Source organism: Streptomyces sp. NPDC004539 (assembly GCF_040610055.1).
In the GTDB taxonomy this organism is placed as follows: Bacteria; Actinomycetota; Actinomycetes; order Streptomycetales; family Streptomycetaceae; genus Streptomyces.
The window spans coordinates 83,952-108,496 of sequence record NZ_JBEXLS010000024.1; the positions used below are offsets into that span (position 1 = coordinate 83,952).

General features: G+C 69.4%; 31 protein-coding genes. 22 read left to right on the forward strand and 9 right to left on the reverse strand.

The window, feature by feature from the left end:
* Positions 1 to 80: 80 nt before the first annotated feature.
* Positions 81 to 848 carry a response regulator transcription factor gene (locus ABZX85_RS37415; protein ID WP_355879185.1) on the reverse strand — a complete coding sequence of 256 codons (768 nt, stop codon included), beginning with the start codon at positions 846 to 848 and terminating at the stop codon, positions 81 to 83.
* A 184-nt stretch (positions 849 to 1,032) separates the two neighbouring features.
* On the opposite strand from ABZX85_RS37415, the gene ABZX85_RS37420 reads away from it, so the two are divergent.
* From ABZX85_RS37420 to ABZX85_RS37460, 9 genes are all read left to right on the forward strand, one after another.
* A complete protein-coding gene (locus ABZX85_RS37420; protein ID WP_355879187.1) occupies positions 1,033 to 1,902 on the forward strand; it encodes an alpha/beta fold hydrolase in 870 nt (289 codons plus the stop codon).
* Positions 1,903 to 1,950: 48 nt separating this feature from the next.
* Positions 1,951 to 2,205 carry a MoaD/ThiS family protein gene (locus ABZX85_RS37425; RefSeq protein ID WP_355879190.1) on the forward strand — a complete coding sequence of 85 codons (255 nt, stop codon included), beginning with the start codon at positions 1,951 to 1,953 and terminating at the stop codon, positions 2,203 to 2,205.
* Between the two features lie 7 nt (positions 2,206 to 2,212).
* A complete protein-coding gene (locus tag ABZX85_RS37430) occupies positions 2,213 to 3,535 on the forward strand; it encodes a hypothetical protein (RefSeq protein ID WP_355879193.1) in 1,323 nt (440 codons plus the stop codon).
* Between the two features lie 174 nt (positions 3,536 to 3,709).
* Positions 3,710 to 4,441: a DUF2993 domain-containing protein gene (locus tag ABZX85_RS37435; protein ID WP_355879196.1), complete on the forward strand. Its 732-nt coding sequence runs from the start codon at positions 3,710 to 3,712 to the stop codon at positions 4,439 to 4,441.
* Between the two features lie 192 nt (positions 4,442 to 4,633).
* Positions 4,634 to 4,714 (forward strand): putative leader peptide, encoded by an 81-nt coding sequence (locus ABZX85_RS37440; RefSeq protein ID WP_355879453.1) that lies wholly within the window; start codon positions 4,634 to 4,636, stop codon positions 4,712 to 4,714.
* 120 nt (positions 4,715 to 4,834) lie between these two features.
* The gene (locus tag ABZX85_RS37445) at positions 4,835 to 5,674 is read left to right on the forward strand and encodes a sulfurtransferase (RefSeq protein ID WP_355879198.1); all 840 of its coding nucleotides are present in this window, start codon (positions 4,835 to 4,837) and stop codon (positions 5,672 to 5,674) included.
* 80 nt (positions 5,675 to 5,754) lie between these two features.
* Positions 5,755 to 6,042 (forward strand): DUF1416 domain-containing protein, encoded by a 288-nt coding sequence (locus ABZX85_RS37450; protein WP_010351646.1) that lies wholly within the window; start codon positions 5,755 to 5,757, stop codon positions 6,040 to 6,042.
* Positions 6,043 to 6,238: 196 nt separating this feature from the next.
* Entirely contained in the window at positions 6,239 to 7,078 is an 840-nt protein-coding gene (locus ABZX85_RS37455; protein WP_355879201.1) for a hypothetical protein, read from the forward strand.
* A gap of 26 nt (positions 7,079 to 7,104) precedes the next feature.
* A complete protein-coding gene (locus ABZX85_RS37460) occupies positions 7,105 to 7,365 on the forward strand; it encodes a DUF3099 domain-containing protein (protein ID WP_355879204.1) in 261 nt (86 codons plus the stop codon).
* An 810-nt stretch (positions 7,366 to 8,175) separates the two neighbouring features.
* Here ABZX85_RS37460 and ABZX85_RS37465 read toward each other — a convergent pair.
* The 4 genes from ABZX85_RS37465 to ABZX85_RS37480 form a co-directional block, all read right to left on the reverse strand.
* Entirely contained in the window at positions 8,176 to 8,901 is a 726-nt protein-coding gene (locus ABZX85_RS37465) for a DUF4232 domain-containing protein (protein WP_355879207.1), read from the reverse strand.
* Positions 8,902 to 9,010: 109 nt separating this feature from the next.
* Complete coding sequence (locus ABZX85_RS37470) at positions 9,011 to 9,373, reverse strand: DsrE family protein (RefSeq protein WP_355879210.1); 363 nt, start codon at positions 9,371 to 9,373, stop codon at positions 9,011 to 9,013.
* Between the two features lie 21 nt (positions 9,374 to 9,394).
* On the reverse strand, positions 9,395 to 9,652 hold the full coding sequence (locus tag ABZX85_RS37475) for a hypothetical protein (RefSeq protein WP_355879213.1): 258 nt from the start codon (positions 9,650 to 9,652) through the stop codon (positions 9,395 to 9,397).
* Entirely contained in the window at positions 9,649 to 10,059 is a 411-nt protein-coding gene (locus ABZX85_RS37480; RefSeq protein ID WP_355879215.1) for a hypothetical protein, read from the reverse strand. Before ABZX85_RS37480 ends, ABZX85_RS37475 begins: the two co-directional genes overlap by 4 nt.
* A 165-nt stretch (positions 10,060 to 10,224) precedes the next feature.
* On the opposite strand from ABZX85_RS37480, the gene ABZX85_RS37485 reads away from it, so the two are divergent.
* The gene (locus ABZX85_RS37485; protein ID WP_355879218.1) at positions 10,225 to 11,070 is read left to right on the forward strand and encodes a helix-turn-helix transcriptional regulator; all 846 of its coding nucleotides are present in this window, start codon (positions 10,225 to 10,227) and stop codon (positions 11,068 to 11,070) included.
* Positions 11,052 to 11,246: a DUF397 domain-containing protein gene (locus tag ABZX85_RS37490; protein WP_355879221.1), complete on the forward strand. Its 195-nt coding sequence runs from the start codon at positions 11,052 to 11,054 to the stop codon at positions 11,244 to 11,246. The genes ABZX85_RS37485 and ABZX85_RS37490 overlap by 19 nt, the downstream gene beginning before the upstream one ends.
* Positions 11,247 to 11,280: 34 nt before the next feature.
* Here ABZX85_RS37490 and ABZX85_RS37495 read toward each other — a convergent pair whose 3' ends face one another.
* On the reverse strand, positions 11,281 to 12,486 hold the full coding sequence (locus tag ABZX85_RS37495) for a transposase (RefSeq protein WP_355879224.1): 1,206 nt from the start codon (positions 12,484 to 12,486) through the stop codon (positions 11,281 to 11,283).
* A 50-nt stretch (positions 12,487 to 12,536) separates the two neighbouring features.
* Between ABZX85_RS37495 and ABZX85_RS37500 the strand changes: the two genes are divergently transcribed.
* The 4 genes from ABZX85_RS37500 (at position 12,537) to ABZX85_RS37515 (ending at position 14,993) form a co-directional block, all read left to right on the forward strand.
* Positions 12,537 to 12,701, forward strand: coding sequence for an Arc family DNA-binding protein (locus ABZX85_RS37500; RefSeq protein ID WP_355879227.1), 165 nt, complete (start codon positions 12,537 to 12,539; stop codon positions 12,699 to 12,701).
* Positions 12,702 to 12,906: 205 nt separating this feature from the next.
* Positions 12,907 to 13,482 carry an FABP family protein gene (locus ABZX85_RS37505; protein ID WP_355879229.1) on the forward strand — a complete coding sequence of 192 codons (576 nt, stop codon included), beginning with the start codon at positions 12,907 to 12,909 and terminating at the stop codon, positions 13,480 to 13,482.
* Between the two features lie 16 nt (positions 13,483 to 13,498).
* Entirely contained in the window at positions 13,499 to 13,921 is a 423-nt protein-coding gene (locus ABZX85_RS37510; protein ID WP_355879232.1) for a transcriptional repressor, read from the forward strand.
* Between the two features lie 103 nt (positions 13,922 to 14,024).
* Positions 14,025 to 14,993 (forward strand): folate-binding protein, encoded by a 969-nt coding sequence (locus tag ABZX85_RS37515; RefSeq protein ID WP_355879235.1) that lies wholly within the window; start codon positions 14,025 to 14,027, stop codon positions 14,991 to 14,993.
* 40 nt (positions 14,994 to 15,033) lie between these two features.
* On the opposite strand, the gene dtd is transcribed toward ABZX85_RS37515, so the two are convergent.
* Positions 15,034 to 15,459, reverse strand: coding sequence for a D-aminoacyl-tRNA deacylase (dtd, locus tag ABZX85_RS37520; RefSeq protein WP_355879238.1), 426 nt, complete (start codon positions 15,457 to 15,459; stop codon positions 15,034 to 15,036).
* Positions 15,460 to 15,622: 163 nt separating this feature from the next.
* On the opposite strand from dtd, the gene ABZX85_RS37525 reads away from it, so the two are divergent.
* The 3 genes from ABZX85_RS37525 (at position 15,623) to ABZX85_RS37535 (ending at position 18,890) form a co-directional block, all read left to right on the forward strand.
* Positions 15,623 to 16,138: an ABC transporter substrate-binding protein gene (locus tag ABZX85_RS37525; RefSeq protein WP_355879241.1), complete on the forward strand. Its 516-nt coding sequence runs from the start codon at positions 15,623 to 15,625 to the stop codon at positions 16,136 to 16,138.
* Positions 16,139 to 16,291: 153 nt separating this feature from the next.
* The gene (locus ABZX85_RS37530) at positions 16,292 to 17,545 is read left to right on the forward strand and encodes a GNAT family N-acetyltransferase (protein WP_355879244.1); all 1,254 of its coding nucleotides are present in this window, start codon (positions 16,292 to 16,294) and stop codon (positions 17,543 to 17,545) included.
* A 421-nt stretch (positions 17,546 to 17,966) separates the two neighbouring features.
* Positions 17,967 to 18,890, forward strand: coding sequence for a GntR family transcriptional regulator (locus ABZX85_RS37535; protein ID WP_355879247.1), 924 nt, complete (start codon positions 17,967 to 17,969; stop codon positions 18,888 to 18,890).
* Between the two features lie 36 nt (positions 18,891 to 18,926).
* Here ABZX85_RS37535 and ABZX85_RS37540 read toward each other — a convergent pair whose 3' ends face one another.
* Positions 18,927 to 19,106: a hypothetical protein gene (locus tag ABZX85_RS37540; protein ID WP_355879250.1), complete on the reverse strand. Its 180-nt coding sequence runs from the start codon at positions 19,104 to 19,106 to the stop codon at positions 18,927 to 18,929.
* Between the two features lie 188 nt (positions 19,107 to 19,294).
* Here ABZX85_RS37540 and ABZX85_RS37545 point away from each other — a divergent pair, with 188 nt between their 5' ends.
* Both ABZX85_RS37545 and ABZX85_RS37550 read left to right on the forward strand, forming a co-directional pair.
* A complete protein-coding gene (locus ABZX85_RS37545) occupies positions 19,295 to 20,146 on the forward strand; it encodes a GntR family transcriptional regulator (RefSeq protein ID WP_355879253.1) in 852 nt (283 codons plus the stop codon).
* A gap of 29 nt (positions 20,147 to 20,175) precedes the next feature.
* Positions 20,176 to 20,895, forward strand: coding sequence for an HAD family hydrolase (locus ABZX85_RS37550; RefSeq protein WP_355879256.1), 720 nt, complete (start codon positions 20,176 to 20,178; stop codon positions 20,893 to 20,895).
* A 36-nt stretch (positions 20,896 to 20,931) separates the two neighbouring features.
* Here the strand turns inward: ABZX85_RS37550 and ABZX85_RS37555 are convergent, their stop codons facing one another.
* Positions 20,932 to 21,114, reverse strand: coding sequence for a hypothetical protein (locus ABZX85_RS37555; protein WP_355879259.1), 183 nt, complete (start codon positions 21,112 to 21,114; stop codon positions 20,932 to 20,934).
* Positions 21,115 to 21,288: 174 nt separating this feature from the next.
* Here ABZX85_RS37555 and ABZX85_RS37560 point away from each other — a divergent pair, with 174 nt between their 5' ends.
* Positions 21,289 to 22,155, forward strand: a complete 867-nt coding sequence (locus ABZX85_RS37560) for a winged helix-turn-helix domain-containing protein (RefSeq protein ID WP_355879261.1) — start codon at positions 21,289 to 21,291, stop codon at positions 22,153 to 22,155.
* A 157-nt stretch (positions 22,156 to 22,312) separates the two neighbouring features.
* The gene (locus ABZX85_RS37565; protein WP_355879264.1) at positions 22,313 to 24,469 is read left to right on the forward strand and encodes a phosphotransferase; all 2,157 of its coding nucleotides are present in this window, start codon (positions 22,313 to 22,315) and stop codon (positions 24,467 to 24,469) included.
* The last annotated feature ends 76 nt before the right edge of the window (positions 24,470 to 24,545 follow it).

The window sequence follows — 24,545 nt, forward strand, 5'->3', positions numbered from 1 at the left end:
GATCAACCGGTACCGGGCAGGGCGAATCAGAGGTGACCGTGCGGTAACCGCACGCCGACGACGCCCCGTCCGATCAGGCCCTAGACCTCGGCGGACAGGGGGACGGCCGACTCGTCCGCATCCTCCGTGTTTGCGGGGGCGGCCTTGGCCTTCGCGTCCTCCGGGACCCGCTCGCCCTTCTCGGGCGTAACGAATCGATAACCCACGTTCCGGACGGTCCCGATCAGTGACTCGTGCTCCGGACCGAGCTTCGCGCGCAGGCGTCGTACGTGTACGTCGACGGTACGGGTGCCCCCGAAGTAGTCGTACCCCCATACCTCCTGGAGCAGCTGCGCGCGCGTGAAGACGCGGCCCGGGTGCTGGGCGAGGTACTTCAGGAGCTCGAACTCCTTGAAGGTGAGGTCGAGGACGCGGCCCTTGAGCTTCGCGCTGTACGTCGCCTCGTCGACCGAGAGGTCGCCGTTGCGGATCTCCATCGGGGAGTCGTCGTTGACGATCTGCTGGCGGCCCATCGCGAGCCGCAGCCGGGCCTCGACCTCGGCCGGGCCGGCGGTGTCGAGCAGGACGTCGTCGATGCCCCAGTCGGCGGTGACGGCGGCGAGGCCGCCCTCGGTGACGACCAGGACGAGCGGACAGCCGGGGCCCGTGGAGCGCAGCAGCTGACAGAGGCTGCGGACCTGGGGGAGGTCGCGGCGGCCGTCCACGAGGATGACGTCCGCGCCCGGGGTGTCGACGAGGGCGGGGCCTTCCGCCGGGGCCACCCGCACGTTGTGCAGGAGCAGGCCGAGAGCCGGGAGCACCTCCGTCGACGGCTGGAGGGCATTGGTCAGGAGCAGCAGAGAACTCATACGTCCGGTTCCTCCTCGGTCCCTGCGAGGACATGTACGGCACTGCCTTCGCGTGCGCTCGGCCGGATGATCTGGTGATCCGCCGTACACCTGCGGTTTCCCGCTTCGTATACAACGCTTCCGAAAGCACAAAAGGACCCGGGGGCTTCGCTGCCCGAGTCCTCTGCCCAGCAGAATAGCCGACATGAGCGACAGTCCGGCAGGTCATGTGGCGCGTTCCACCGTTCGTCCGAATGGCGAGACGCCCAGACTCACCCCTATACGGACGTTTCTGCCTACCGCTGATGGGGTGACGATCGATTCCGTATACGATCCTCCGCTCGCTGTATACGAAACGAACCGCGCGCGGGACGAAGAAAACGACACTTCCGGTCAACCGGCCGATCACCCGGCGTTCGTCATCGCCCACGGCTTCACCGGGGCCGCGGACCGTCTGCACGTGCGGCGGGTGGTGGACGCGTTGCGTCGGTACGGTGCCGTCGTCACGTTCTCGTTCCGCGGCCACGGCGCCTCCGGCGGGCGGTCCACCGTCGGCGACCGGGAGGTCCTCGATCTGGCGGCGGCCGTCGACTGGGCGCGTGCGCTCGGGCACGCGCGCGTGGTGACCGTCGGTTTCTCCATGGGCGGCTCGGTCGCCCTGCGGCACGCGGCGCTGCACCCGGGGGACGCGGACGCCGTAGTCTCCGTCAGCGCCCCCGCGCGCTGGTACTACCGGGGCACCCCGCCGATGCGCCGCCTGCACTGGCTCGTGACCCGCCCGGAGGGGCGCCTCCTGGGCCGCTACGGCTTCGGCACGCGCATCCACCACCAGGAGTGGGACCCGGTGCCCCTGTCGCCCGTCGAGGCCGCCGCGAGGATCGCGCCCACGCCGCTGCTCGTCGTCCACGGCGACGCCGACGGGTACTTCCCCCTCGACCACCCCCGCAGCCTCGCCGATGCCGCCCCCGGGCACGCGGAACTCTGGCTGGAGCCCGGCATGGGGCACGCCGAGCACGCCGCGAGCGAGGGGCTGCTCGCGCGCATCGGGGACTGGGCTGTCAGTCGGGCGGGCTAGCCTTTGACGTCCGGATACCGATCGTCTTGCCGCTGTTTCGAGGAACGGATGCCAAAGGTCACCGTGCGCTACTGGGCCGCCGCGAAGGCCGCCGCCGAGGTCGCGGAGGAGCCGTACGACGCGGCCACCCTCGCCGAGGCCCTCGCCGCCGTGCGCGAGCGACACCCCGGGGAACTCACGCGTGTCCTGGAGCGATGCTCCTTCCTGGTCGACGGTGACCCCGTCGGCACGCGCGCGCATGAGACGGTACGGCTGGCCGAGGGCGGCACGGTCGAGGTGCTCCCGCCGTTCGCAGGAGGATGAGTCACCGATGACCGACCAGCAGGGTCCCTACGACCCGTACGCGCCCCAGTGGCCGCAGCAGGGCCGCCAGGCGTACGACGCCCCGGACGACGACGCCCAGCAGTGGCAGGGCGAGACCTGGGAGACCAGCGTCCAGCCGTCCCTCCAGATGCCCTCCCCGGCGGAGGAGACGGCCTACCTCCCTCCGCAGCAGGGCGCCCCCTCCCCGTACGCCTGGCAGCAGCCGGCCCAGCCCGGCCCGGCCCCGGAGAACCCGTACACCGGCGCCCCCACAGGCGCGTACGCACCGGGCACCGGGCAGTTCGCCACGGACGGCGCCTCGGGCCCGTACGCGTCCGCAGACGCCTCCTCCGGGGGGTTCGCGGCGAACGGCGCGCAGGCGGGTCCGTACGCGACCGCGTACGGCGCTCCCGGGGCGTCCGCCGGGGGGTTCGCGCACGCGGGCGCGCCCGCCGACCGTTTCGCGCCTCCCGGGCAAGCGGTCCCGTCCGCGCAGGCCGCCGTCGCGCAGGCCGCCCCCGAGCCGTCCGCCGGCCCCGGCTACGGCCCCGCCACCCTCGCCGGCAACGCGCGCGTGACCGACGCGCAGCGGGCCCGGCTGGAGGGCCGTTCGCCGATCATCGAGCCCGGGATGCAGCCGGCCGCGCTGACGGCCCTGCTGGGCCTCCTGCTGGCCGGTACGGCGCCCCTCGGGGTGTACGGCCTGCTGCTGCCGCTCGTCGCGCTCCAGGCCGTCACCGCGGCGGGCTGGTTCCGGCTGAACGGCATGTGGCCCGCCCGCCAGGGCATCGCGCTGGCCTTCCTGGGCGCGCTGGTCGCGGACGCGGTCCTGCTGGGCGTCGGCAAGGAGCACGCGCCCGCGGCGATCCTCGGCACCCTCGGCGTCTGGGTGCTCCTGTGCCTGATCCTCCAGCTCCGCTCCCACGCGGACCCCGACGAGCGCATGTACGGCCTGATGGCCACCGTCACGAGCAGCGCGCTGGCGATCGTCGCGACGGGCTTCCTGGGCGCCGACTCCGACGCGGTCTCGGTGGGCGCGGCGGCGGTCGCCGTGGCGATCCTCGCGCGCGCGTTGCCGCTGCCGACGCCCGCCTCGGTGGTCGTCTCCCTGCTGGCGGCGGCCGGCGCGGGCATCGCGGTGGGCGGCATGAACGACGTCGGCGCGGCGGGCGCGCTGGTCGGCGCGGGCGCGGCGGTCTGCGCGCTCGTCGGCCACCGGGTGGCCAGCTACGACTACCCGTCGAGGTTCGTGCACTTCACGGCGGGCGTGGCGCTGCCGCTCGCGCTGGCCGCCCCGGCGGTCTACGTGCTGGGCCGGGCGCTGGGCTAGGACCCGCCGCCCCGCTTCCGCGCACCGGGCGACGCGCCACGCGCGCGTGCCCGGTGACTGTCACAACCGTTCGACAGTCTCCGGGGAAGCCTTGCCCAGCGGGTTACCTTGGGTGGCCGTAAGGACCGGGTGTCTTCAGGGCCCCGGTCGGCACTCACTGGGGGAACCACAGCAATGCGCGGGCTTCGGATACTTCTGATCGTCGTGGTGGTACTGGGCGGGCTGTTCGTGCTCGCGGACCGGCTGGCGGTGAACTTCGCCGAGGGAGAGGCCGCGGACAAGCTGAAGGCGAACGAGGGCCTGGCGGCCACCCCGGACGTCTCCATCAAGGGCTTCCCGTTCCTCACCCAGGCGCTCGGCGGGAAGCTCGACGACGTCGAGGTCGGCATCAAGCAGTACGACGCGGCGACCGGGACGAGCACCGGGACGATCCGGATCGACGACCTCAAGGCGAGCATGAAGGGCGTCGACTTCGACAGCAGCTTCAGCTCGGCGACGGCCTCCACCGCGAGCGGCACCGCCGCGATCTCGTACGCGGAGCTGCTGAAGGCCGCGAAGTCCGAGCCGACGCGGATCACGCGGGGCGTCGAGGCGGAGGTCGTCGGGCTGTCCGACGGGGGCAACGGGAAGATCAAGGTGGACGTCGAGATCGACGCCTTCGGGCAGAAGGCGCCCGCGTCCGTGCTGAGCACGGTGACCGTCGTGGGCGACACCGTGAAGGTGCACGCCGACAACCTGCCCAGCTTCGGGGGTGTGCAGGCCGCCGAGAGCGAGGTCCGCAAGATCACCGACTTCGAGCAGAAGATCGAGAACCTGCCGGGCGGGATCAAGCTGGACAAGGTGGTTGCGGCGAAGAGCGGTGTGGAGATCACGGTGAAGGGTTCGAACGTCCGCCTCGCGGGGTAGGGGTCGTACGGGTCCCTTGTCCGACTGGCGAGACGGGGGCGTCCGTACCGTAGATACCGGGTCCCTCGGGAGTATTACGGGTACGGCCCGTAGTACCCCCGAGGGACCCTTCGTCTCGAAATGCGGACGATCGCGTCTCGCGATACGACACGCCGGTGACAGCATGCCCGATCCGTCCCTACGATCGACGGCATGAAGCGTCAGGCGGATCTCACGAAGCGGCGGGCAGTCGACCTGTGCCGCGTCGCCGCCATGCTCTGTATCGCTTCCTGAAACTCGCCGGCCCTATTTCTGGGCATCGCGCGCCGCACCCCGTCGATGTGAACGGCAACTGGCGCGCCCGCACCCGCACTTCGCACACCCCCGCCGCAACTGCCCCGGAGGAGAACGAACATGAGCCGCAGCGACGTCCTGGTCGACGCCGACTGGGTCGAGGCCAACCTCGACAACGCCGACATCGCGATCGTCGAGGTCGACGAGGACACTTCGGCCTACGAGAAGAACCACATCCGTAACGCCATCCGGATCGACTGGACGAAGGACCTCCAGGACCCGGTACGCCGTGACTTCGTCGACCAGGAGGGCTTCGAGAAGCTCCTGTCCGCGAAGGGCATCGCCAACGACACGCTGGTGATCCTCTACGGCGGCAACAACAACTGGTTCGCGTCCTACGCCTACTGGTACTTCAAGCTGTACGGCCACGAGAACGTGAAGCTGCTCGACGGCGGTCGCAAGAAGTGGGAGCTCGACGCCCGCGAGCTGGTCGAGGAGGTCCCCGAGCGGACCGCCACCGACTACAAGGCCAAGCCGCAGAACACCGCGATCCGCGCCTTCCGTGACGACGTCGTCGCCGCGATCGGCTCGCAGAACCTGGTCGACGTGCGCTCGCCCGACGAGTTCTCCGGCAAGCTGCTCGCCCCCGCGCACCTGCCGCAGGAGCAGTCGCAGCGCCCCGGCCACGTGCCGTCCGCGCGCAACATCCCGTGGTCGAAGAACGCCAACGACGACGGCACCTTCAAGTCGGACGACGAGCTGAAGGAGCTGTACGCCGAGGAGCAGGTCGACCTCGCGAAGGACACGATCGCGTACTGCCGGATCGGTGAGCGTTCCGCGCTGACCTGGTTCGTGCTGCACGAGCTGCTCGGTGTCGAGAACGTCAAGAACTACGACGGCTCCTGGACCGAGTACGGCAGCCTCGTCGGCGTCCCGATCGAGCTCGGCGCCAACAAGTAGCCGACCCGTAGTACTCAGGTATCCCCTGCCTGACCCCTCTGTGCCCCTGCCCGACCGTTCAAGACCTCTGGAGTGACAGCATGTGTGGAGCGAAGGCCGGCGGCCCCGACGCCTCGACGATCAAGCCCGGTGAGACCACGATCCAGGGCCAGGTGACGCGTGACGGTGAGCCGGTGACCGGTTACGTCCGTCTCCTGGACTCGACCGGCGAGTTCACGGCGGAGGTCCCCACCTCCGCGACGGGCCAGTTCCGCTTCTACGCGGCCGAAGGCACCTGGACCGTCCGCGCCCTCGTCCCCGGCGCCACCGCCGACCGCACGGTCGTCGCCCAGCAGGGCGGTCTGGCGGAGGTCGCGATCGCGGTCTGACCGGACACCTCGCACGACGCGAAGGGCCGTACCCGTAGTACTCGGGTACGGCCCTTCGTGCTGCTCAGGAGTACGTCCGTACCGGCTGTCACGATTCCGTGACAGGGAGTCGATGATTCCGGGGAACCGCGCGCATAACGTTGTTCTCGCAGGTCACAGGGGCCGCTTGACAACAGAAAACGTGCCGGGAGTTCTCATGCGTATCGCGCTTCGCGCAGCCGTCGCCGCCCTCGCCCTCACGGGGGTCGGGGTCGGCACCATCACCACCGCCAACGCCACCACCAAGACCGAAGCGGCCAACTGCGTCGGTACGGCCACCGTCGGGTCGGCGTACGGTGGCGGGTTCAAGGTGAAGCTCGTCAGCAGCGCCGACAACGGTGCGTCGGCGACGCTCGTCGACAACAAGGGCCGCTTCGTGGCCCGCGTCGACCAGAGCAAGCCCTCGAACCTCTCCGTCGGCCTCAGGATCAACGGCGTGCTGAGCGCGAAGCCGGTCTTCCAGCAGCGCAGCCAGGGCGGGTCGACGCCGTGGAAGTCGGTCGCGTTCCCGGCGCTGACCGCGAGCTGCACGCAGAAGGGCAAGCTGGTGCGCACGCAGAAGCTCGACGCCCGCCAGCGCGCGCAGATCTTCAAGGTCGCCGGCCAGCACTACCAGGCCCGCGTCTTCAAGGACAACAAGCTTGTGTCCTTCGTCGACGCGAACGTCCGCTCCGGCGCGGCGGTCGTCGGCAACCGCACGTTCGTCCTCATCTCCTCCGGGGAGACCCTCACCTGGACCGGCGTCGCCGGGCCGAAGGCCAAGCTGGGGCGGTACAAGCTGGTCAACGGCGTCAAGGTGAAGCTCGTCCACGACAAGAACAAGGGGTACGGGGCCCAGGGCACCACCAGCCACGGCACCTTCCCCGTCGTCTACGTCCCCGCACGACCCGTAGTACTCCAGGACGACGCCACGATCGTCGTTCTGACCAGTAACGGGACCCTCAGCGGCTACGTCTACGGCCAGAAGCAGAAGGCCCCGGTCTACCTGGGCGCGTGACCCCTGCACGGGCCTACGCTGGAGGTATGTACGCACGGCGGCGGCACGTGTACTTCGCCATGATGGCCACCTGCATCGGCCTCTTCGTCCTCGCCTGGAGCGTGGTACGGATCTGGTCGATGCCGGTGGCCGTCGGCATGTGTGTAGTGGCCATGGTCATCCCCCCGCTCGCGGCGATCGTCGCGAACCGGAGGGGGCCCGAGGACCGCTGGTGGGACGACCCGTCCGGCGACCCCAAGTCCGACGAGTGGTGGGACGAGCTGGACGGGAAGAAGCGGCGCCCGTAGCTCTCAGGCGTGACGGGGTAGTTCTCAGGTGGTACGGGCGACCGTCACCAGGAGAGGCTTTCGGGCGTTCGGCGAGATGGCGCGGCAGCTCGCCGATCACCTCGTCCCGGCCGCTGCCGACGGTCACCTCCACCGGCGTCCGCGCCCGCGGATCACCCGCCGCGAACCACTCCCGGGTCCGCATCGACGGCACCGCCGCGTACCCGGGCCGGGAGGCGACGTCGATCGACCCGAGCGGGAGCAGGAGCTGGACGACGGAGACGTCCGCCGCCCCGATCCGGTCCACCACACTCCCCGCACACACCAGGAACGGGCCGACCGGCAAAGGGCGTTCGCCACTCGCCACGGCCGCCTCCACCTGGAACCACGCGATCAGTTCCGGGTCTCCGGCGGCGGCGCGCGCGTGGGTGGAGCCGGCGTCGTTCATCCCCCACAGCGCGTCCAGCCACCCCATGGCGAGCGAGCGCTGGTGAAAGAGCTGGTAGGGGTCGTTCTCGGGGTCGTGCCAAGAGTGCCGGGCCTGCTCGCCGTAGAGCGCGGCGAACAGGGTTCCCGCAGTCGGCAGGCCCTCGGCCAGTGTGCCCGGACGCGGCTCGCCGCTTCTCTCCGCCACGCGGTACCTCCGTCTCTGCCCGGTCAACCGGGCTGGCGGACCCGGCAGTTGAGCGCGGCCTGGTTCATCGGCTGCTCGGCCGTGTCGATCTCGCCGTCCATGTCGACCTTCGGCTGATGAATCGGTCGGTGGCCCGAACGTAGGGGAACGGAGGGGGAGCGGCGCCCCGCCGAACGGGTGAACCCCGGTGGGTGGGTTCAGCCGCCCTGGCCGATGCTGCCGATGGGGCCGACCTGGACCGGGGTGCCGCCGCCCTCGGTGACGGGGAGGGAGGGGCTGCCCGGCCAGGCGAGGGAGACGGTGCGGGTGTCGTTCGGCGCGGTGACGAGGAGACCGGTGATGCGGACGCCGGAGCCGCCGGTGTCGTTGCGCGGGTAGGTGATCGGGAAGTAGGTCGACTCGCCGCTCTTGAGGGTCGCGCTGACGGTTCCCTGGCCGTTGCGCTTCGCCGAGATCGTCCCGGAGTTCGTCTTCAGGTCGGCACCCGCGTAACCCGAGATCGTGCAGGACTTGCCGCTGATGTTCTTCAGCGTCACGGCGACCGTGTTCTCGGCGTCACCCGTGATCGTGACGTCCGACGCCGTGATTCTCAGCGAGTCGGTGCCACAACGGCCGCTCTTGGAACCGGAGTTGGAGCTGGAACCGCCGGTGGTCGAGCCGGTGGAACCCCCGGAGGCGGAGCCGCCGGAACCGGAACCGCCGCTCGTCGCCGAGGCGTTGGAGCCGGAGCCGCCGCTCGTCGAACCGCCGCTCGTCGCGCTGGGCGTCGAGCCGGCCGTACCCGAACCACCCGTCGTCGCAGCGGAGTTGGAGGCGGACGGCGACGGGTCGCTCTTGGCCGAGCTGTCACCGGAGCCGCAGGCGGTCAGCGACAGACCGGCGGCGACGGCAATGGCGGCGATGGTGAGCTTCTGAACGCGCATCGACTTCTTCCCCAACTTCGGTACGGACGGGCCGGTTACGCCTGTGATGAGCGACCCCGGCCGACCCGCGTTCCCCTCAACTCACGCCTGAGACGCGCCTGTTACACCCTCAGTACACGAGCGCCTGTACCCCGTCCCCCAGCGCCTCCTGCACGAACACCTGCGCGCCGGCGATCCGGACCCCCTCGATCACGTCCTTCTCCGTGATGTCCCGGCGTGCCGCGCACTGCGTGCACAGCGTGACCTTGCCGGTGGAGAGGATCGTGTCGAGGAGGTCCGGGAGGGGGGCCGCGTGGGGGAGTTCGAACTCCGCCGCCCGGCCCGGAAGGGCGAACCACGCGGACTCGCCGGTGAGCCACAACGACACGTCCACCCCGCTCGCGACCGCCACCGAGGCCACGGTGAAAGCCTGGGAGCAGCGTTCGGGGGCGTCGGCGCCCGCGGTCACCTTGATCACTAGCTTCTTGGACATGCCGTGAAGCGTAGTGCCGGGTCAGGCCGTCGTCGCCGCGACCACGATCACCAGCGTGGCGACACTGATCGCCGTCAGGACGCCGCTCCAGAACGCGTCGTCCCGCAGCAGCCGGGTCGTTCTGCGTCGCACCCTCCGGCCGCGGGCCGGCGTTCTCTTCGGCAACTTCTCCTGTACGACGGTGAGTTCGCGAACCGGCGGCCACGGCAGCGCGGGCGGGGGGACCGCGTACGCCGGGGTGACCTCGGTGATCTGACCCGGCTCAGGGCGAGGGATCATGCGGGGTGCGCCTGCGTGGGTTGCGCCTGCACGGGGTGTGCCTGTGCGTGGTGCTGCCTCATCAGGACCCTCGCGTCCACCTGCGCGCTCAAGTCCCGTTCCTCCACGGCCGACTTGGCGAGGGCGATCAGGTCCGCGCAGCTCGCGCAGTTCGGGACCGGCGCGGGCACGGTCGTGATGTCCACGGCCGGCTCCAGCCGGGGGTACTTGCGGGCCGCCTGCTCGTTCGCCGCCTTCACGCCGGCGCCGATGCGTTCGGTGTCGGTGGGGGGTCGGAGGGTGTCGGGGTCGGCCGGCCACTCGATGCCGCCGCCGACGGGGCGGAGCATCGCGTACTTGCCGTCGCGGGCCTGGAACTCCCCCACCTTGTCGGTCGTGGGGTCGTAGAGGAGGGTTCCGGGTTCCATGGGGTTTGCATCCTTTCGCCCAACATCTGTACGGAATGCGGTTGTTGTACTACTCTGCGCATTCCTGGGTAGTACGAGGATGACCCCTAGGGGGACGCCTCCGCACCCCGGACAGGCGCAAAGGCAACGCGGGTTCTTTCATCGGCAGCAGGGGGTCGGAGGGCGATGCCAGCCAGGAGGACGGTTACTGGGCGGAGTGGGGGACCCAGAGAGCGATTCGCCGAGGAGCTGAAGCGGGCACGGGAGCAGAAGGGTGTCTCGCTAAGGAAGTTGGCGGATGACGTGGGCTGGAATCAGTCCCTGCTCAGCAGGATGGAGAACGGGATTCTGCTGGGCGGGCCGGATGTCGTCCGGGATCTCGACTTCTACTACGGGACCGGGGACAAGCTGCTGATCCTGTGGGAGTTGGCGGTCGCCGACAAGAACCAGTACCGCGCGGAGTACCGGCCGTACATGCAGATCGAGGAGAAGGCGCTCGCGCTGTGGCAGTACTCCCCGACCACGCTGCCGGGGATGCTTCAGACGCGTGCGTACATGCGCGAGTCGCTCGCAGCGAGTGGGGTGTTCGACGAGGAGGAGTTGGAGCAACAGGTCGAGGCCAGACTCAGGCGGCGGGAACTGCTGGAGCCGGAGAACGGTCTGCTGTACCGCGGAGTGCTCTCGGAGGCGGTGCTGCGGAATCGGCTGAGGGACGATCCGGCCTGGCGTGAACAGTTACTGGACTTGCTGGAGGTGTCGGAGCGGCCCAACGTCACGCTCCAAGTGTTGCCGTTCGACGCTGGCCACCACGGCTTGATGAACACTTCCGTGGTGTTTCTGCAACTCCCCGGAGAGAAGCTCGTCGCCTACACGGAGAACGAGGTACGGGGCGAAGTGATCGAAGAAACCAGCACCGTTGTGGCGCTTAATCACGCCTATGATGCCGTACGTGACTTGGCGCTGAGCCCCGCCGAGTCGCGAAGGTTCATCACGCGTCTGCTGGAGGAATTGCCGTGCGAGCCATCGACCTGAGCAGTGTCTCGTGGCGTAAGAGCAGTTACAGCAGCACGACCGGCGGCGAGTGCCTCGAAATCTCCGACAGCATCCCCTCCCTCGTCCCCGTACGGGACAGCAAGGACCCTGCCCAGGGCTCGCTCCTCTTCGGCGCCGACTCCTGGGGTGCCTTCCTCGTCGGTATCAAGTCTTGACTGCTCCCCTTTCCTCGCGGAAGGGATTCCTGGCTCAGGCTGCCTCCGGGAGCGGCGCTCCCAGAGGTCTTACACCCTCGGCACCAGCCGGGGTCAGACCAGCCCGGACGAGCATCACGCGGGCGGAGTTCTTGTCCCTGGGGGACGAGGCTCCGCACGCGGTGCAGGTGTAGGTGCGTTCCGACAGCGGAAGTGCGTGCTTGGTTCTCGCTCCGCACGACGCGCAGTCCATCGTGGTGTGCGCGGGGTTGACGAGGTGGACGTCCCTCCCGTGCTTACGTCCCATCTCCAGCAGCGCCGACTTGGTGGCACCGATGGCTGCGTCAGCCGCTTTCCTGGCCATGGTCGTCTTCGCGAGGAACTTCGGGCGGAAGTCCTCGACAGCAACGGCGTCATGATCGCGTACGACGCGCTTGGCCCACTTGCGGGCCGTGTCCTGCCGCTGCCGGGCGATCTTCCGGTACGTCTTCGCTCGTAGCTTCTTCGCCTCGCGGTATCCCTTGGAAGCCGACTGCCCTTCGGCGGGTTTGCGGCGGGCCATCATCCGGTCGTACCTCGCCAGCTTCGTCCGTGCTTTTCTTCCGTGCTGCGGATGAGGAAGGTCGTAGGCGTCCGAGGTGGTGGTCGCGGTCTCCCGTACACCCCAGTCGACCCCGATCACCGCACCTGTTTCAGGGAAAGGCCGTACCTCGGCGAGTACGACGAACGAGCAGTACCAGTGACCCAAGGCGTCCTGGTGCACCCGCACGCTGGACGGGGTAGCGGGAAGGTCCCTCGACCACACCACGGTCAGCGCGATGTTCCCGGCGAGGTGCAGGCGTCTGTTCTTCAGGCGGAACCCGCGCCGGGTGTAGTTCAAGGTAGGTAGAGCGTCGCGCTTCTTCCTGTGCCGGGGCATTCCGGCCCGGCGATACGGGGGGAGTCGGTCCTTGATGTCCTTCATCGCTTTCGCGCGGGACTTGCCGAAGTCCCTGATGGTCTGCTGCTGAGCGATGGCCGACCCTTCAGCCAGCCACGGAGTGAGGGCGCGGGCCTCTGTCAGCATCCTGTCCAGCTTCGCGGGACCACATGTCTCGCGCTCGGAGTGGGCCTTCTTCGACCGTGCCACGCACTCGTTCCAGACCCAACGACACCGATCCCACTCGGCCATGAGCGCTCTGTGGGCGGTCGACGACACGCGCAGCCGGTAGGTGTACCGGGCGTACCCGGCGTCCTTCAGGCGCTCGTTAGACGTCTTCATGACGTCAAACATATGTCAACTGTCTGTGCTCTGGCAACTACATTGGCGGCATGGATGAAGAGAAACGCATCACCGTCCGGCTCCCCGTCGAACTTCACGACCGCCTCGCTGCACAGGCGAAGCGAGACCACAGGTCGGTCAATGGCGAGATCGTCCACCTTCTGGAAGCCGCGCTCGCGGATCTGCCGCCGGGCGCCGGGACCCCGGCCCGATGAGTGGCCCCGACCCCGGCGGCGTAAGCTGGGGTCCGGCCTTGTGTACCTGAATCGCGCCTCTAGGAGCACCCCGTGCTTGAAGTCTTCTTCGAAGCTCTCCTCGTCCTGGTCTGCGTCGGCGTGCTCGCGTTCGCCGGGCTGACCGTGAAGAAGCTGTACCAGGGCCAGCGCTGACCCCGTAAGCCCCGTACGACCAGGAAGCCTGATGATCGAGATCCCGTCCGACCTGCACAAGGACCTACTGCCGCTCGCCTTCCTGCTCGGCCAGTGGGCCGGCGCCGGCGTCCACGAATTCCCCGGCTCGGAGAAGTGCAACTTCGGGCAGGAGGTCGGCTTCACCCAGGACGGGCGCGACTTCCTGGAGTACACCTCTCATACCTGGGTACTGGACAACGACGGCAACAAGGTCCGCCCCCTGGAGTCCGAGCACGGCTTCTGGCGGATCGACGCCGAGCGCAAGGTCGAGGTCACGATGGTCCGTGACGACGGCGTCGTAGAGATCTGGTACGGCGAGCTGGCGGCCAAGCAGCCGCAGATCGACCTCGTCACCGACGCGGTCGCCCGCACCGCGGCGTCTGCCCCCTACACCGGTGGCAAGCGGTTGTACGGGTATGTCAAGAGCGACCTCATGTGGGTCGGCGAGAAGCAGACCCCCGAGGTCGAGCTGCGCCCCTACATGTCCGCCCACCTCAAGAAGGTCGTCACCCCCGAAGAGGTGGCCCGCTGGGCGAAGGCACTCCCGCAGGACATGCCGGACGACGGGATCGCTTTCTTCAAGTAGTCCTAGACTCTCCAGTGTGGTGAGCACCGACTGGAAGAGCGACCTCAGGCAGCGTGGGTATCGGCTGACGCCGCAGCGGCAGCTTGTGCTGGAAGCCGTGGACACGCTGGAGCATGCGACCCCCGACGACATCCTCGTGGAAGTGAGGAAGACGGCGTCGGGGGTCAACATTTCCACGGTCTACCGGACGCTGGAGCTGTTGGAGGAGTTGGGGCTGGTCAGCCATGCGCATCTGGGGCATGGGGCGCCGACCTACCATCTCGCCGACCGGCATCATCATCTGCATCTGGTGTGCCGGGACTGCGACCGGGTGATCGAGGCGGATGTGGCGGTGGCCTCCGTGTTCACCGACGCCCTGCGCGAGAAGTTCGGGTTCGAGACCGACATGAAGCACTTCGCGATCTTCGGGCGCTGCAAGGAGTGCACCGCGAAGGCGTAGGCCGGGGTCGGGGCCGGCGTCGAGGTCGAGGTCGGCCGGCGTCGGTGTCGGGGTCGTCCGGTGAAGGTGTAAGGGTCAATTACCGCGTCGTAGGGTTGTGGGTATGAAGAGTCCCTTGCTGTCCTTGCCCGGCGCCGTCTCCGCCGAAGGGGTGGACGACGGTGTCGCCGCCCACTACGGGGAGCTGTTCCGGGAGCAACGGGCGCTCGCCGACGGGCGGGGGTTCGTCGATCTCTCGCACCGGGGCGTCGTCGCCGTCACGGGGGACGACCGGCTGGCCTGGCTGCATCTGCTGCTCACGCAGCACGTCAGCGAGCTGCCCACCGGGGTCGCCACCGAGGCGCTGATCCTCTCCGCCAACGGGCACATCGAACACGCGCTGTACCTCGTCGACGACGGGGCGACCGTCTGGGCGCATGTCGAGCCGGGGTCCCAGGAGGCGCTGATCGCCTACCTGGAGTCCATGAAGTTCTTCTACCGCGTCGAGGTCGCCGACCGCACCGACGACTTCGCCGTCGTCCACCTCCCCGCCGGGTCCGTCGCCGAGGTCCCTGGCTCCGTGGTCGTACGGGAGGTCCCCTACGGGAGGGATCTGTTCCTGCCCCGGGGCGAGCTGGAGGCGTTCGCCGCACGGGTCGGGGACGCCGCCGGGCTCCTCGCGTACGAGGCGCTGCGGGTCGAGGGGCATCGGCCCCGGGTCGGCTTCGAGACCGACCACCGGACCATCCCGCACGAGCTGGGGTGGATCGGGAGCGCCGTCCATCTCCAGAAGGGGTGCTACCGGGGGCAGGAGACCGTCGCCCGCGTCCAGAACCTCGGCAAGCCTCCCCGTCGGCTCGTCTTCCTCCACCTCGACGGGAGCGAGGTGCAGCTGCCGGGGCGCGGGGCCGAGGTGCGGGTCGCCTCCGAGGGCGCCGAGGGGCGCAAGATCGGGTTCGTCACGACGTCCGCCCGGCACCATGAACTCGGGCCCATCGCACTGGCGTTGGTGAAGCGGAACGTGGCGGTGGACGCGGGGCTGGTGGTGGGGGAGAACACGGCCGCGGCTCAGGAAGTCGTCGTCGAGCCCTAGAAGTCGTCCCCGTGGTCGTCCCCGTGGTCGTTCACCGGGGTCAGATCTCGATCAGTACCGTGAACGGCCCGTCGTTCGTCAGGGTCACCCTCATCTGGGCCCCGAAGCGGCCCGTCGTCACCGTTGCCCCCAGCGCACGCAGTTCCGATACCACGGCCTCGACGAGGGGTTCGGCGACGGTGCCGGGGGCGGCGGCGTTCCAGGTGGGGCGGCGGCCCTTGCGGGCGTCGCCGTAGAGGGTGAACTGGCTGATGACGAGGAGCGGGGCGGCGATGTCGCTGCACGACCTCTCGTCCGCCAGCATGCGAATCGACCAGAGTTTCCTGGCCAGTTGGGCCGCCTTCTCCTTCGTGTCGTCGTGGGTCACGCCCACGAGGACGCACAGGCCCTCGCCCTCGAACGCGCCGACCGTCTCACCCTCGACGACCACGCTCGCGCCGTCCGCTCTCTGCACCACAGCTCGCATGCGCCCATCATGCCGGGCGTGGCGGACGAGGGTGAAAGCGGGGGCGGAAAGCCCCCATCTGGGGCCGTTCGGGGGCACTCGGTCACATAGCGGCCACTTGGGGTGGCACCATGCTTCCCACACGCCCGGTCGAGGGGACGGTCGAGGGGACGGTTTGAGGCGGATGAGCACACTCGGTACATCGGGTACGCGGTATGAGGGGTACGACCTGTCCCGGCTCAGCCTGGTCGAGCTGCGCGACCTGCGGCGGGACGCGCTGCGGGACGAGGCCGATCTCAGTTACGTGCGGCGGCTGTTGCAGGGGCGGATCGACATCCTCCGGGCGGAGCTGGCCTGCCGGGGTACCGCCGTAGTAGGGGGTGTGGTGGAGCGGCTGTCCGAGATCCTCGCGGACGGGCCGGCGCGGTACCGGCTGTCCGCACGGCACGTCACCCTGAGTACCCCTCAGGGTGAGGAGTACCGCAAGCTCGCCGCCGAGATGCTGGGCGAGGTGGAGCTGTCGGACCTCGCGGCCCGTACGGACGGGGAGCTGAGCGAGGCGATGGGGCGGCTGGAGCGGTACGAGCAGGAGGTCTCGCGGCGGCGGCAGGGGTTGCAGCGGGCGGCCGACGAGTGCGGTGGGGAGATCACCCGCAGGTATCGGGAGGGGGAGGCCCAGGTGGACGACCTGCTGGTCTGAGGGGGTGGGAGGGGGAGCCGGGCCCGGGTGCGGGCGGGGCGCCGGCGGGGGAGCAGGTCTCGGGTGCGGGTGCGGGTGCGGGCGGGGCGCCGTGGCGGGCGCGGCGCCGGGAAATCGTTGGAGGCGGCTGGGGGGCGTGTTTAGCGTGGGGGTATGAGCAACGACGGCATTGACATCCGGTTCATCCGTGACGACGAGCGGCATGCCTGGCTGCGGGCGCTCAAGACGGGGTTCCTCCAGTCCTCGGTGGTCTCCGAGGAGCAGGTGGCGGGGCGGCGGGTGGCGGACGCGGGGGCCCGGGTGTACGGGGCGTTCGAGGGGGAGCGGATCGTCGCGACGTACCGGTCGTTCGCGCAGGAGCTGACCGTGCCGGGCGGGGGTGTCGTGGCCGCCGACGCGATCTCCAACGTGGCGGTGCTGCCCACGCACCGGCGGCGCGGGGTGCTGACGCGGCTGATGCGGGAGGACCTCGCCGCCGCCAAGGAGCGGGGGGACGTCGTCGCCACCCTCATCGCCGCCGAGTACGCGATCTACGGGAGGTACGGGTTCGGGCCCGCCACCTCCGTCGCCGAGTGGAGCGTCGACGTACCCCGTACGGGGCTCGACCCCCGGTGGGCCGCGCCCGAGTGCGGGGGGCGGGTGGAGCTGGTGGAGCCGGAGTTCGTGCGGACGGCCGGGCCCGAGCTGCACGAGCGGGTGCGGCGCGGGCAGCCGGGCGCGGTGAGTCGTACCCAGGCATGGTGGGACGTCTGGACCGGAGTACTACGGGTGTATGAGGGTGAGCGGCCGATGCCGGCGTTCGTGGCGTACCGGTCGCCGGCCGGGGAGGTCGAGGGGCTGGCGGCGTACAGCGTGGACGACGCCTGGAGCGGGGGCGGGCAGGCGGCGAACACGCTGACCGTGAAGTGGCTGATCGGGACGTCCCCCGAGGCGCAGCGCGCGCTGTGGCACTTCCTGTGCTCGATCGACTGGGTCGTCACCGTCGAGTCGGGCCAGCGCGGCCCCGACGACCTGCTCCCCCGCCTCCTCCCGGACCCCCGCGCCGCGCGCGTCAAGACCCTCTCGGACTGGCTGTGGGTGCGGCTCCTGGACGTCGAACGGGCCCTGGAGGCGCGTACGTACGACGTCGAGGGCGAGCTGGTCCTGGAGGTGGACGACCCGGCCGGGCTCGCCGGGGGCCGGTTCCTGCTGGCGGCGTCGCCGAAGGGCGCGAGCTGCACCAGGAGCACCCGGGGCGCCGACCTCGCGCTGGACGTGACCGACCTGGCGTCGCTGTGGCTCGGCGACGAGTCGGTGGCGCGGCTGGCGGCGCTGGGCCGGGTGCGGGAGGTACGAGCGGGCGCCGTGCGCGAGGCCGACGCCCTGCTGCGTACGTCCGGGCGGCCATGGTGCCCGGACATGTTCTGAGTCGAGTCCCCCAGGGGTCGGCCCCTAAGGGAGGTGCTCCCTCAGGGGACGGCCCCTCAAGGGTGCTGCCCCGAGGAGGGGCGGCTGTGCTCCTTTCCGCTCACTGGTCGTCCTGCGGTCGTACTTCTGACGGCGTAACTCATCCGTAGCTGTGGCGTGTGAAGTTGTGGCTGTGCTCGCGATGTTCGGTTGTGGCTGTGCGGTGGTGCCTCGTATGCGGTTGTGGCTGTGCTTCTGCGGCCAGGGCCGCCGTATCTGCGGGCTCCCGGCTCCCCTCCGGAAGGGAGCCCGACCAACCATCTGAAAGTTTGACCATGTTGACCATGTCTTGTGAAGTTGGCAGCCAACTTCACTTTGCTTATGTCCGCTTGGAAGCGTCTCATAACCATCTCCCGGGGAACTGCCTAAAGATGGCGGGAAGTTGTACTGTTTTGACGTGGAGCCGGAACCCGCCTCCGTCAATGGACGGAAAAGGCCACATCGGCCACAGAAGTCACACCGCGAGGTGGCCGACGAACTGCGCACCCGGATCAGGTCCGGCGTGCTGCGGCCCGGTGAACGCATGCCCACACAGGCCCGGTTGGCCGACGAGTTCGGGGTGGAGCGGGGTGCCGTACGGCAGGCCCTGCGCATCCTCCAGGCGGAGCACCTGCTGACCAACATGACCAAGGGTGCTCCGGCAACTGTCGCCTCCGACCTGGGAGTTGGCCTCCTCGTGAGCGGTCCTTCGGCGCCGCCGCAGCCGACGACCGTCGCGCTCGCGCCGCGGATCGCAGAGGCGTTCGAGGCCGAGCACGTCCGGATCGACGCGCTCTGTCTGACCGCCGTCTCGCTCACACTTGCCATGGGCGAACCCCTCCGGCACATCCACGCGGGGCGTATGAATCCGGCCAAGGTCGAGGTGCGGGTGCTGCTGCCGTCGCGCGACATCCCGCTCGCCTTCCCTGCCCCGCTGGACAGTTCGGCGTCGGGCCGGCTGCGGGAACACTGGCTGCTGCACCGCAACGCGCAGGGGCAGGTCCTCAAGCACAACCTCCTCGCGCTGCGGCAGACGCACGGGATCGACGTCCAAGTCGACTTCCGTGCACTGCCGTTCACCCCGCCGGTGAAGCTGTACCTGCTCAACGAGGACGAAGCCCTCTTCGCCTACTACACGTTGCGCCGCCGCGAGCAGCTGATCAACGACGAGCGGGTGGAGACGTACGACGCCGAGGGCACGCAGTCGATGCTGTTCGCGTTCGGGCGGGGGGCCGGGGCGCGGGACACGATGTTCGTGGAGCAGTCGCGGCTGTGGTTCGACGCGTTGTGGGGGACGATCAGTTCGCGGCTTCAGCTCACGAGCTGACGGGGGTGGTGGCGGGGGCGGTGTCGGGGGCGGGGCTCACGAGCTGACCGCCGGGCCGGAGAGCAGTACGGCCAGCATGACCGCGCCTATCGATGTCAGGGTCGGGATGCGGGCCTTGATCCCGACGCTGATCAGCAGCATGGCGACGGCGCCCGCCGTGCCGTATCTCCACTGGACGGCCTGTTCGAGGGCGGCGGTGACGAGGGCGACGGGCATGGGGCTCACCTCTTCCTTGTGATGTGCGGTGTGGGATGTGCCAGGAGTCTGCCAACTTGACCAAGTTGGCAACCAACTTCACTAGAGTTGTCCCCACTTGGCTCCAACCCTCAAACAAGTTGTCGGCAACTGCCTTAAGATGGATCAGAGTTGTAGCGTGCGACCGTGACGACCAGGGGAAGGTGGCAGTGGACGCCGACAGAAGGCTCTCGCCCCAGGAGATCGCCGACAGTCTGCGTGAGCGGATCAGGGTCGGGGACCTCAAGGCGGGTGACCGCCTCCCCACCCAGGCCGAACTGGCCGACGAGTTCGGGGTCGAGCGGGGGGCCGTCCGGCAGGCGCTGCGGTCGTTGCAGGAGGACGGGCTGCTGACGAACGTCAGCAAGGGGAGTCCGCCGCGGATCGCCGAGGTCCCGGGCGGCGCGGTCGAGGAGCCCCAGCCGACGATGGTCGCGCTCGCGCCCCGGCTGGTCGAGGCGTTCCACTCCTCCCACGTCCGCATCGACGCGGCCTGCCTCACGAACGAGAGCCTCATCCCGGCTCTGGGGGAGCCGCTCCGGCTCATCCATGCGGGGGTGTTGCGGCCTGAGCGGATCGATGTGCGGATCATGTTGCCGTCGAGCAGGATCAACCTGGCCTTCCCGGTGCAGGCGGGCGACGCCGAGGAGGCGGACCCCGTGCACAAGCGGTGGCTCGACATGCGCAACGCCCAGGGGAACGTGCTCCGTTACAACCTCCAGGCCCTGCGCTCCCAAGGCATCGACGTCCGTATCGCTTTCCGGGCACTGCCGTTCACTCCGCCGGTGAAGCTGTATCTGCTCAACGGCGAGGAGGCGCTGATGGCTTACTACATGGTCGGCCGGTACGAGGAGCCCACCGACACCGGCGTCCTCGACATGTGGGACGTGCGCGGGACCGAGTCCCTCCTCTTCTCCTTCGAGAAGCGTTCCGGGCAGCGCGACGCCGCGTTCGTCGAGGAGTCGCAGCGCTGGTTCGACGCCCTCTGGGAAACCATCACGACAGACCTGACACTTTCTTAGTGACTTCTGAGACGAAACAGACGGATCGGATGGCATTCGACGGCGATCGGGTGACCGAGAAAGTGGAGGAGTTGATCGGTCGTGTCCGGGTCGTGCTCTGGGACTTCGACGGGCCCGTGTGCGGGCTGTTCGCGGGGCATCCCGCGGACCAGGTGGCGGCCGGGCTGGTGAAGCGGCTGGAGCAGCGAGGGCTGCGGGATCTGCTGAGCGCGGAGGAGCGGCTCAGCCTCGACCCGCACCTCGTCCTGCGCGCCGTGGACCGCCGGCGGCCCGGCAGCGATCTGGTGACCGAACTGGAGGAGTGGCTCACGGAGGAGGAGTTGACCGCCGCGGTGTCGGCGCGGCCGACGCCGTACGCCGATCCGCTGATCCGTACGTGGGTGGCGGTCGGGGCGCGGATGGCGATCACCACCAACAACTCGCCCCGGGTGGTGGGGAAGTACCTCACGAGCCGGGGGCTCACCGGATGCTTCGCCCCGCACGTCTACGGCCGTACCGGGGATCTCCAGCTCCTCAAACCCGACCCGTACTGCCTCAACAGGGCGCTGCGGGCGATGGGTTCGGCGCCCGCGGACGCCCTGATGATCGGTGACACGCCCTCCGACCTGGAGGCCGCCCGGCGGGCCGGGGTGCCGTTCCTCGGGTACGCGCGCAGCGAGTCCAAGGAGGAGTTGCTGCGGGGGGAGGGGGCGGAGGCGGTGGTCTCTTCGCTGGAGCCGGTGTTGGAGGCGGTGAGGAAACGGGCGTGAGCGGCTGGGGAGACGAGCCGGGCTGTCATGCCTTGGTCATGCCTGGGTCATGAGTACCGCCAGCGTCACCGCGGCACCGACTGCGAGCCCGCTGTGCCGGGCTCGCAGTCCGATTCCCAGGCAGAACAACAGGAAGACGCCGAGCGGGCCCAGCCGTGCCTGGGCGAGGAAGCCCAGAGCGAGGTTGAGGGATTCCGTCAGCGTGGACAACAGGAGCATGTTCGTTCACCTCCAGACAACTCCCGGTGGAGTCCGCAACTTGTAGTCCAATTGGACTGGTTGACTTGAGGTGGTCTTTCCCTGGTGAGGAGATCCCTTAACTGGCCTGCCGGTTGGGCTGGTGATTTGACTGAAAGTGGTTTGGCTCGGAGGTGGTGGCGGTACGGTCGGAGGGTGGGTGAGCAACAGGTCGGCGATGTTGGCGGCAGGGAGTCCCGGCGGGTCGCCGAGGAGTTGCGTGCCCGGATAGCCGACGGCACGTACCCCGTGGGCGCGTTCCTGCCGTCGCAGCGCAACCTGGCCGAAGAGCTGGAGGTGTCCAGGGTCACCGTTCAGCGGGCGCTGCGTGAGCTGGCGGGTCAAGGGCTGATCCAGTCCCGGCAGGGAAGCGGATCGCGGGTGGTGAAGACCATGCGCATCCGCTCAGGGACCCCCGGGGTGTCGGCCCAGATGTCACTGGGGGCGCTGCTGGAGGAAGCGTTCGCGTGGCCCGAAGTGACCCTGGACGTATCGACTTTGACGTCGGAGTCCCTCGTCGGGCATCTGGTGCCGCTGATCGAGCGCATCCAGACCCGTGAGATCTCGCCACGCACCATCAGCCTGCGGATGCTGCTGCCTTCGGAGGACGTGCCGCCGCCCTATCCCGTGGTCAAGGGGGACCGGCAGGACGGCCGACTGACGGAGCGGCTGCACCGGATGACGAAAGCCCAAGTCGACAGCCTGAAAGACAAGTTGGAGTACCTCAGCGGGCGCGGGCTGGTGGAGGAGGTCTCCCTGGAGGTCAGGCACTCGCCGATCTTCCCGGCCTTCAAGCTCTACATCCTCAACGGCGGACAGGCGTTGATGGGCCCGTACGAGGTGATCGAACGCCCGATCAGGCTGCCGGACTCCGGCGAGGAAGTCGACGCGCTCGACGTCCTGGGTCTGGGAGCCACGCTCACCCACTACGTGAAGGATGACGACCCCAGTTCGGTCGGTACCGTCTTCGTGGAGAGCTGGCAGTCGTGGTTCGACTCGGTGTGGGACCTCCTGGCCCGCTAACTCCCTTGTGACAAGCGTTCGTTAGCATGCGCGGACGGCCCACCGGTCGCGCTGTCGAACAGGCAGACGCCTCAAGAGTGGTGAAACACCCCTGTCACCACTGTGTCGTTACCAGGTCACGTGCCTGTCCACCAGCGTGAGTCCATCGGAGCGGTCAGTGATCGAGCCCAGCGCCGCCTTGTCGTCGTTCGTCGAGGACGCCAGGAACAAGGCCCCGGTCGCCAGCGGCCATCACAACGACAACTACGTGTACGAACTGCCGGAGTTCCTGGCGGGGACGCTCGGGCAGGAGCCCGGGACGACCGTGCTGGTGCGGGTGAGGCGGCGTGACGCGCTGCCGGTGGTGATCCGGACGTGGCAGAACGAGGGCGCGGTCCTGGAGGCCGTGGGCCCGTACCTTCCGCACGCCCCGACCTGCCTGGTGCGCGCCGAACGCTTCAGCATCCACAGCTATGTGAAGGGCGTACCGCTCTCCACCGTCTGCGGCAACGGGAAGCCCGTGGACAGCCGGATGGTGACGGCCCTGACCGGCCTGCTGGCCCAGATGACCCGGGTGCGCAGACCCGTGCTGCCGCCGCTGCCGAACCGGTGGCCCGTACACGGCTCCGACAGCCAGGTGTTCCTCAAGACCCTCGCGCTGGAGGCGGATCGACAGGTCCGGACGCCCAACTGGCCCGCGTTCGGGGGGCTGTTCGGATCGCTGGGCATCCCCGAGAACGCCCTGACCCGCTTCGCCGAACGCGTGCCGGCCATGGCGCGGCGGCCGTACAGCCTGCTGCACACCGATCTGCACAGGGAGAACCTGATTCTTCCGTACGCCTCGGAGGACGGCGGCCTGGTCAGCGTGGACTGGGAACTGGCGTCGTTCGGGGACCCGTTGCAGGACCTGGCGACGCATCTCGTGCGGATGAAATACCCGGCGCACCAGTGGGACGAGGTGATCGGGTCCTGGGAGTCGGCGATGCGGGGGGTGCGGCCCGCGGCGGTCACGGGGTTCGACGCGGACCTGCGGCACTACCTGGACTTCGAGCGGGCGCAGTCCCTGTACCCGGACGTGATGCGCGCCGCGCGCTGGCTGGAGAAATCGTTCACTCAACGCGACCTCGACCGGGCGACGAAGGAGGTCGAACGGGCGCTCCAGGCCGCCGAACGGCCCCTCAGGCTACGGGCGTTGCCGGGTCGCGCGGAGATCGAGCGGGCGCTCTTCCGCTGGCACGCCGCCCGGCACGGCGGCGACGTCAACGGACGCGACTGGCTGGCGAAGGCGTTCGACTGGCGGCTGGACACCGAACGGGTGCCGCTCACACCGGAGTTCGGGACGGAACAGGTCAAGGCCGTCCTCCTCGCGGAGGGCGCGGCCGGCGCGGACCAGGTGTTCAAGGGCGCCTCCCACCTCAACACCGTCGTCGAGGTGCCCGGCGTCGGCTTCCCGGTCGTCGTACGGCGCGAACTCCCCGACGTACGACGGCGGGAGCGCCGTCCGCTGTACGAACACGCCGTGCTGCGGGCGATCCACGCGTCCCGGGTCCCGGTGCGGGCGCCCAGGACACTCGCGCTGGGGGAGAGTTACCGCGACGACCCGTTCGCGATCCACACGTACGCCGGTCCGGAGCCCGAACGGGTGCCCCGGCATCCGGTGGACGGGCTGCGGCCGTGCGAGGCGGACGCGCTGGTGGACCAGTTGTGCGCGCTGACGGAGGTGGACTGGTCGTTGCTGGACCCGGATGCCGAGGACCGGGACTTCTACGGCCAGTTGATCGAGTTCCTGGTCGACCTGGTCGCGGAACTCCCCGAAGGGTCGGCCCAGTTGGCCAAGGAGGCGGGCCTCCCCGACGCGGCCAGGCTGGAGGGGCTACTGAGGCGTCACGAGATCACCCACCGCCGCCCCTCCCTCCTCCACGGCGACCTCAACCCCTGGAACCTCGTCCGCGGTGAGGACTCCGCCGAATTCACCCTCATCGACTGGGAGTTGGCGCTCGTCGGCGACCCGTTGTACGACCTGGTCCGGCACATGCACCTCACGCCGACGAAACAGGCCATCAGGGAACGGATGTTCAGGCGCTGGGAGAAGCGGCTCGGGGCGGAGCGGGTGGTGGGGTGGGAGAACGACTGGCGGGTGTACCGGTGGCTGGAGGTCGTGCGGTCGGCGTACATCGACCTGGACCGGCTGGTGAGCAGGGAGGCGCTGGAAGCGCCCAACGTGCGGCGCGCGGTGGACTCGTACGGGCAGACGCTGAAGTCGGCGCTGGACGTGCTGGGGCTGCCGGTGCCGAGGGCGGCGAATCCGTACCTGGGGCTGGCGCTCACGGGGTGAGGGCTCGCGCTCGGGGGCCGAGGGGCTCGCGCTCGCGGGATGAAGGCCCGTCCGCGTACCCGTGCGTAGGCTCGTG

What these genes read in the sequence shown, in the direction of transcription:
- ABZX85_RS37415 (WP_355879185.1), bottom strand. Translation starts at nt 848, where the DNA reads ATGAGTTCTCTGCTGCTCCTGACCAATGCCCTCCAGCCGTCGACGGAG.
- ABZX85_RS37420 (WP_355879187.1), top strand. Translation starts at nt 1,033, where the DNA reads ATGAGCGACAGTCCGGCAGGTCATGTGGCGCGTTCCACCGTTCGTCCG.
- ABZX85_RS37425 (WP_355879190.1), top strand. Translation starts at nt 1,951, where the DNA reads ATGCCAAAGGTCACCGTGCGCTACTGGGCCGCCGCGAAGGCCGCCGCC.
- ABZX85_RS37430 (WP_355879193.1), top strand. Translation starts at nt 2,213, where the DNA reads ATGACCGACCAGCAGGGTCCCTACGACCCGTACGCGCCCCAGTGGCCG.
- ABZX85_RS37435 (WP_355879196.1), top strand. Translation starts at nt 3,710, where the DNA reads ATGCGCGGGCTTCGGATACTTCTGATCGTCGTGGTGGTACTGGGCGGG.
- ABZX85_RS37440 (WP_355879453.1), top strand. Translation starts at nt 4,634, where the DNA reads ATGAAGCGTCAGGCGGATCTCACGAAGCGGCGGGCAGTCGACCTGTGC.
- ABZX85_RS37445 (WP_355879198.1), top strand. Translation starts at nt 4,835, where the DNA reads ATGAGCCGCAGCGACGTCCTGGTCGACGCCGACTGGGTCGAGGCCAAC.
- ABZX85_RS37450 (WP_010351646.1), top strand. Translation starts at nt 5,755, where the DNA reads ATGTGTGGAGCGAAGGCCGGCGGCCCCGACGCCTCGACGATCAAGCCC.
- ABZX85_RS37455 (WP_355879201.1), top strand. Translation starts at nt 6,239, where the DNA reads ATGCGTATCGCGCTTCGCGCAGCCGTCGCCGCCCTCGCCCTCACGGGG.
- ABZX85_RS37460 (WP_355879204.1), top strand. Translation starts at nt 7,105, where the DNA reads ATGTACGCACGGCGGCGGCACGTGTACTTCGCCATGATGGCCACCTGC.
- ABZX85_RS37465 (WP_355879207.1), bottom strand. Translation starts at nt 8,901, where the DNA reads ATGCGCGTTCAGAAGCTCACCATCGCCGCCATTGCCGTCGCCGCCGGT.
- ABZX85_RS37470 (WP_355879210.1), bottom strand. Translation starts at nt 9,373, where the DNA reads ATGTCCAAGAAGCTAGTGATCAAGGTGACCGCGGGCGCCGACGCCCCC.
- ABZX85_RS37475 (WP_355879213.1), bottom strand. Translation starts at nt 9,652, where the DNA reads ATGATCCCTCGCCCTGAGCCGGGTCAGATCACCGAGGTCACCCCGGCG.
- ABZX85_RS37480 (WP_355879215.1), bottom strand. Translation starts at nt 10,059, where the DNA reads ATGGAACCCGGAACCCTCCTCTACGACCCCACGACCGACAAGGTGGGG.
- ABZX85_RS37485 (WP_355879218.1), top strand. Translation starts at nt 10,225, where the DNA reads ATGCCAGCCAGGAGGACGGTTACTGGGCGGAGTGGGGGACCCAGAGAG.
- ABZX85_RS37495 (WP_355879224.1), bottom strand. Translation starts at nt 12,486, where the DNA reads ATGAAGACGTCTAACGAGCGCCTGAAGGACGCCGGGTACGCCCGGTAC.
- ABZX85_RS37500 (WP_355879227.1), top strand. Translation starts at nt 12,537, where the DNA reads ATGGATGAAGAGAAACGCATCACCGTCCGGCTCCCCGTCGAACTTCAC.
- ABZX85_RS37505 (WP_355879229.1), top strand. Translation starts at nt 12,907, where the DNA reads ATGATCGAGATCCCGTCCGACCTGCACAAGGACCTACTGCCGCTCGCC.
- ABZX85_RS37515 (WP_355879235.1), top strand. Translation starts at nt 14,025, where the DNA reads ATGAAGAGTCCCTTGCTGTCCTTGCCCGGCGCCGTCTCCGCCGAAGGG.
- dtd (WP_355879238.1), bottom strand. Translation starts at nt 15,459, where the DNA reads ATGCGAGCTGTGGTGCAGAGAGCGGACGGCGCGAGCGTGGTCGTCGAG.
- ABZX85_RS37525 (WP_355879241.1), top strand. Translation starts at nt 15,623, where the DNA reads ATGAGCACACTCGGTACATCGGGTACGCGGTATGAGGGGTACGACCTG.
- ABZX85_RS37530 (WP_355879244.1), top strand. Translation starts at nt 16,292, where the DNA reads ATGAGCAACGACGGCATTGACATCCGGTTCATCCGTGACGACGAGCGG.
- ABZX85_RS37540 (WP_355879250.1), bottom strand. Translation starts at nt 19,106, where the DNA reads ATGCCCGTCGCCCTCGTCACCGCCGCCCTCGAACAGGCCGTCCAGTGG.
- ABZX85_RS37550 (WP_355879256.1), top strand. Translation starts at nt 20,176, where the DNA reads ATGGCATTCGACGGCGATCGGGTGACCGAGAAAGTGGAGGAGTTGATC.
- ABZX85_RS37555 (WP_355879259.1), bottom strand. Translation starts at nt 21,114, where the DNA reads ATGCTCCTGTTGTCCACGCTGACGGAATCCCTCAACCTCGCTCTGGGC.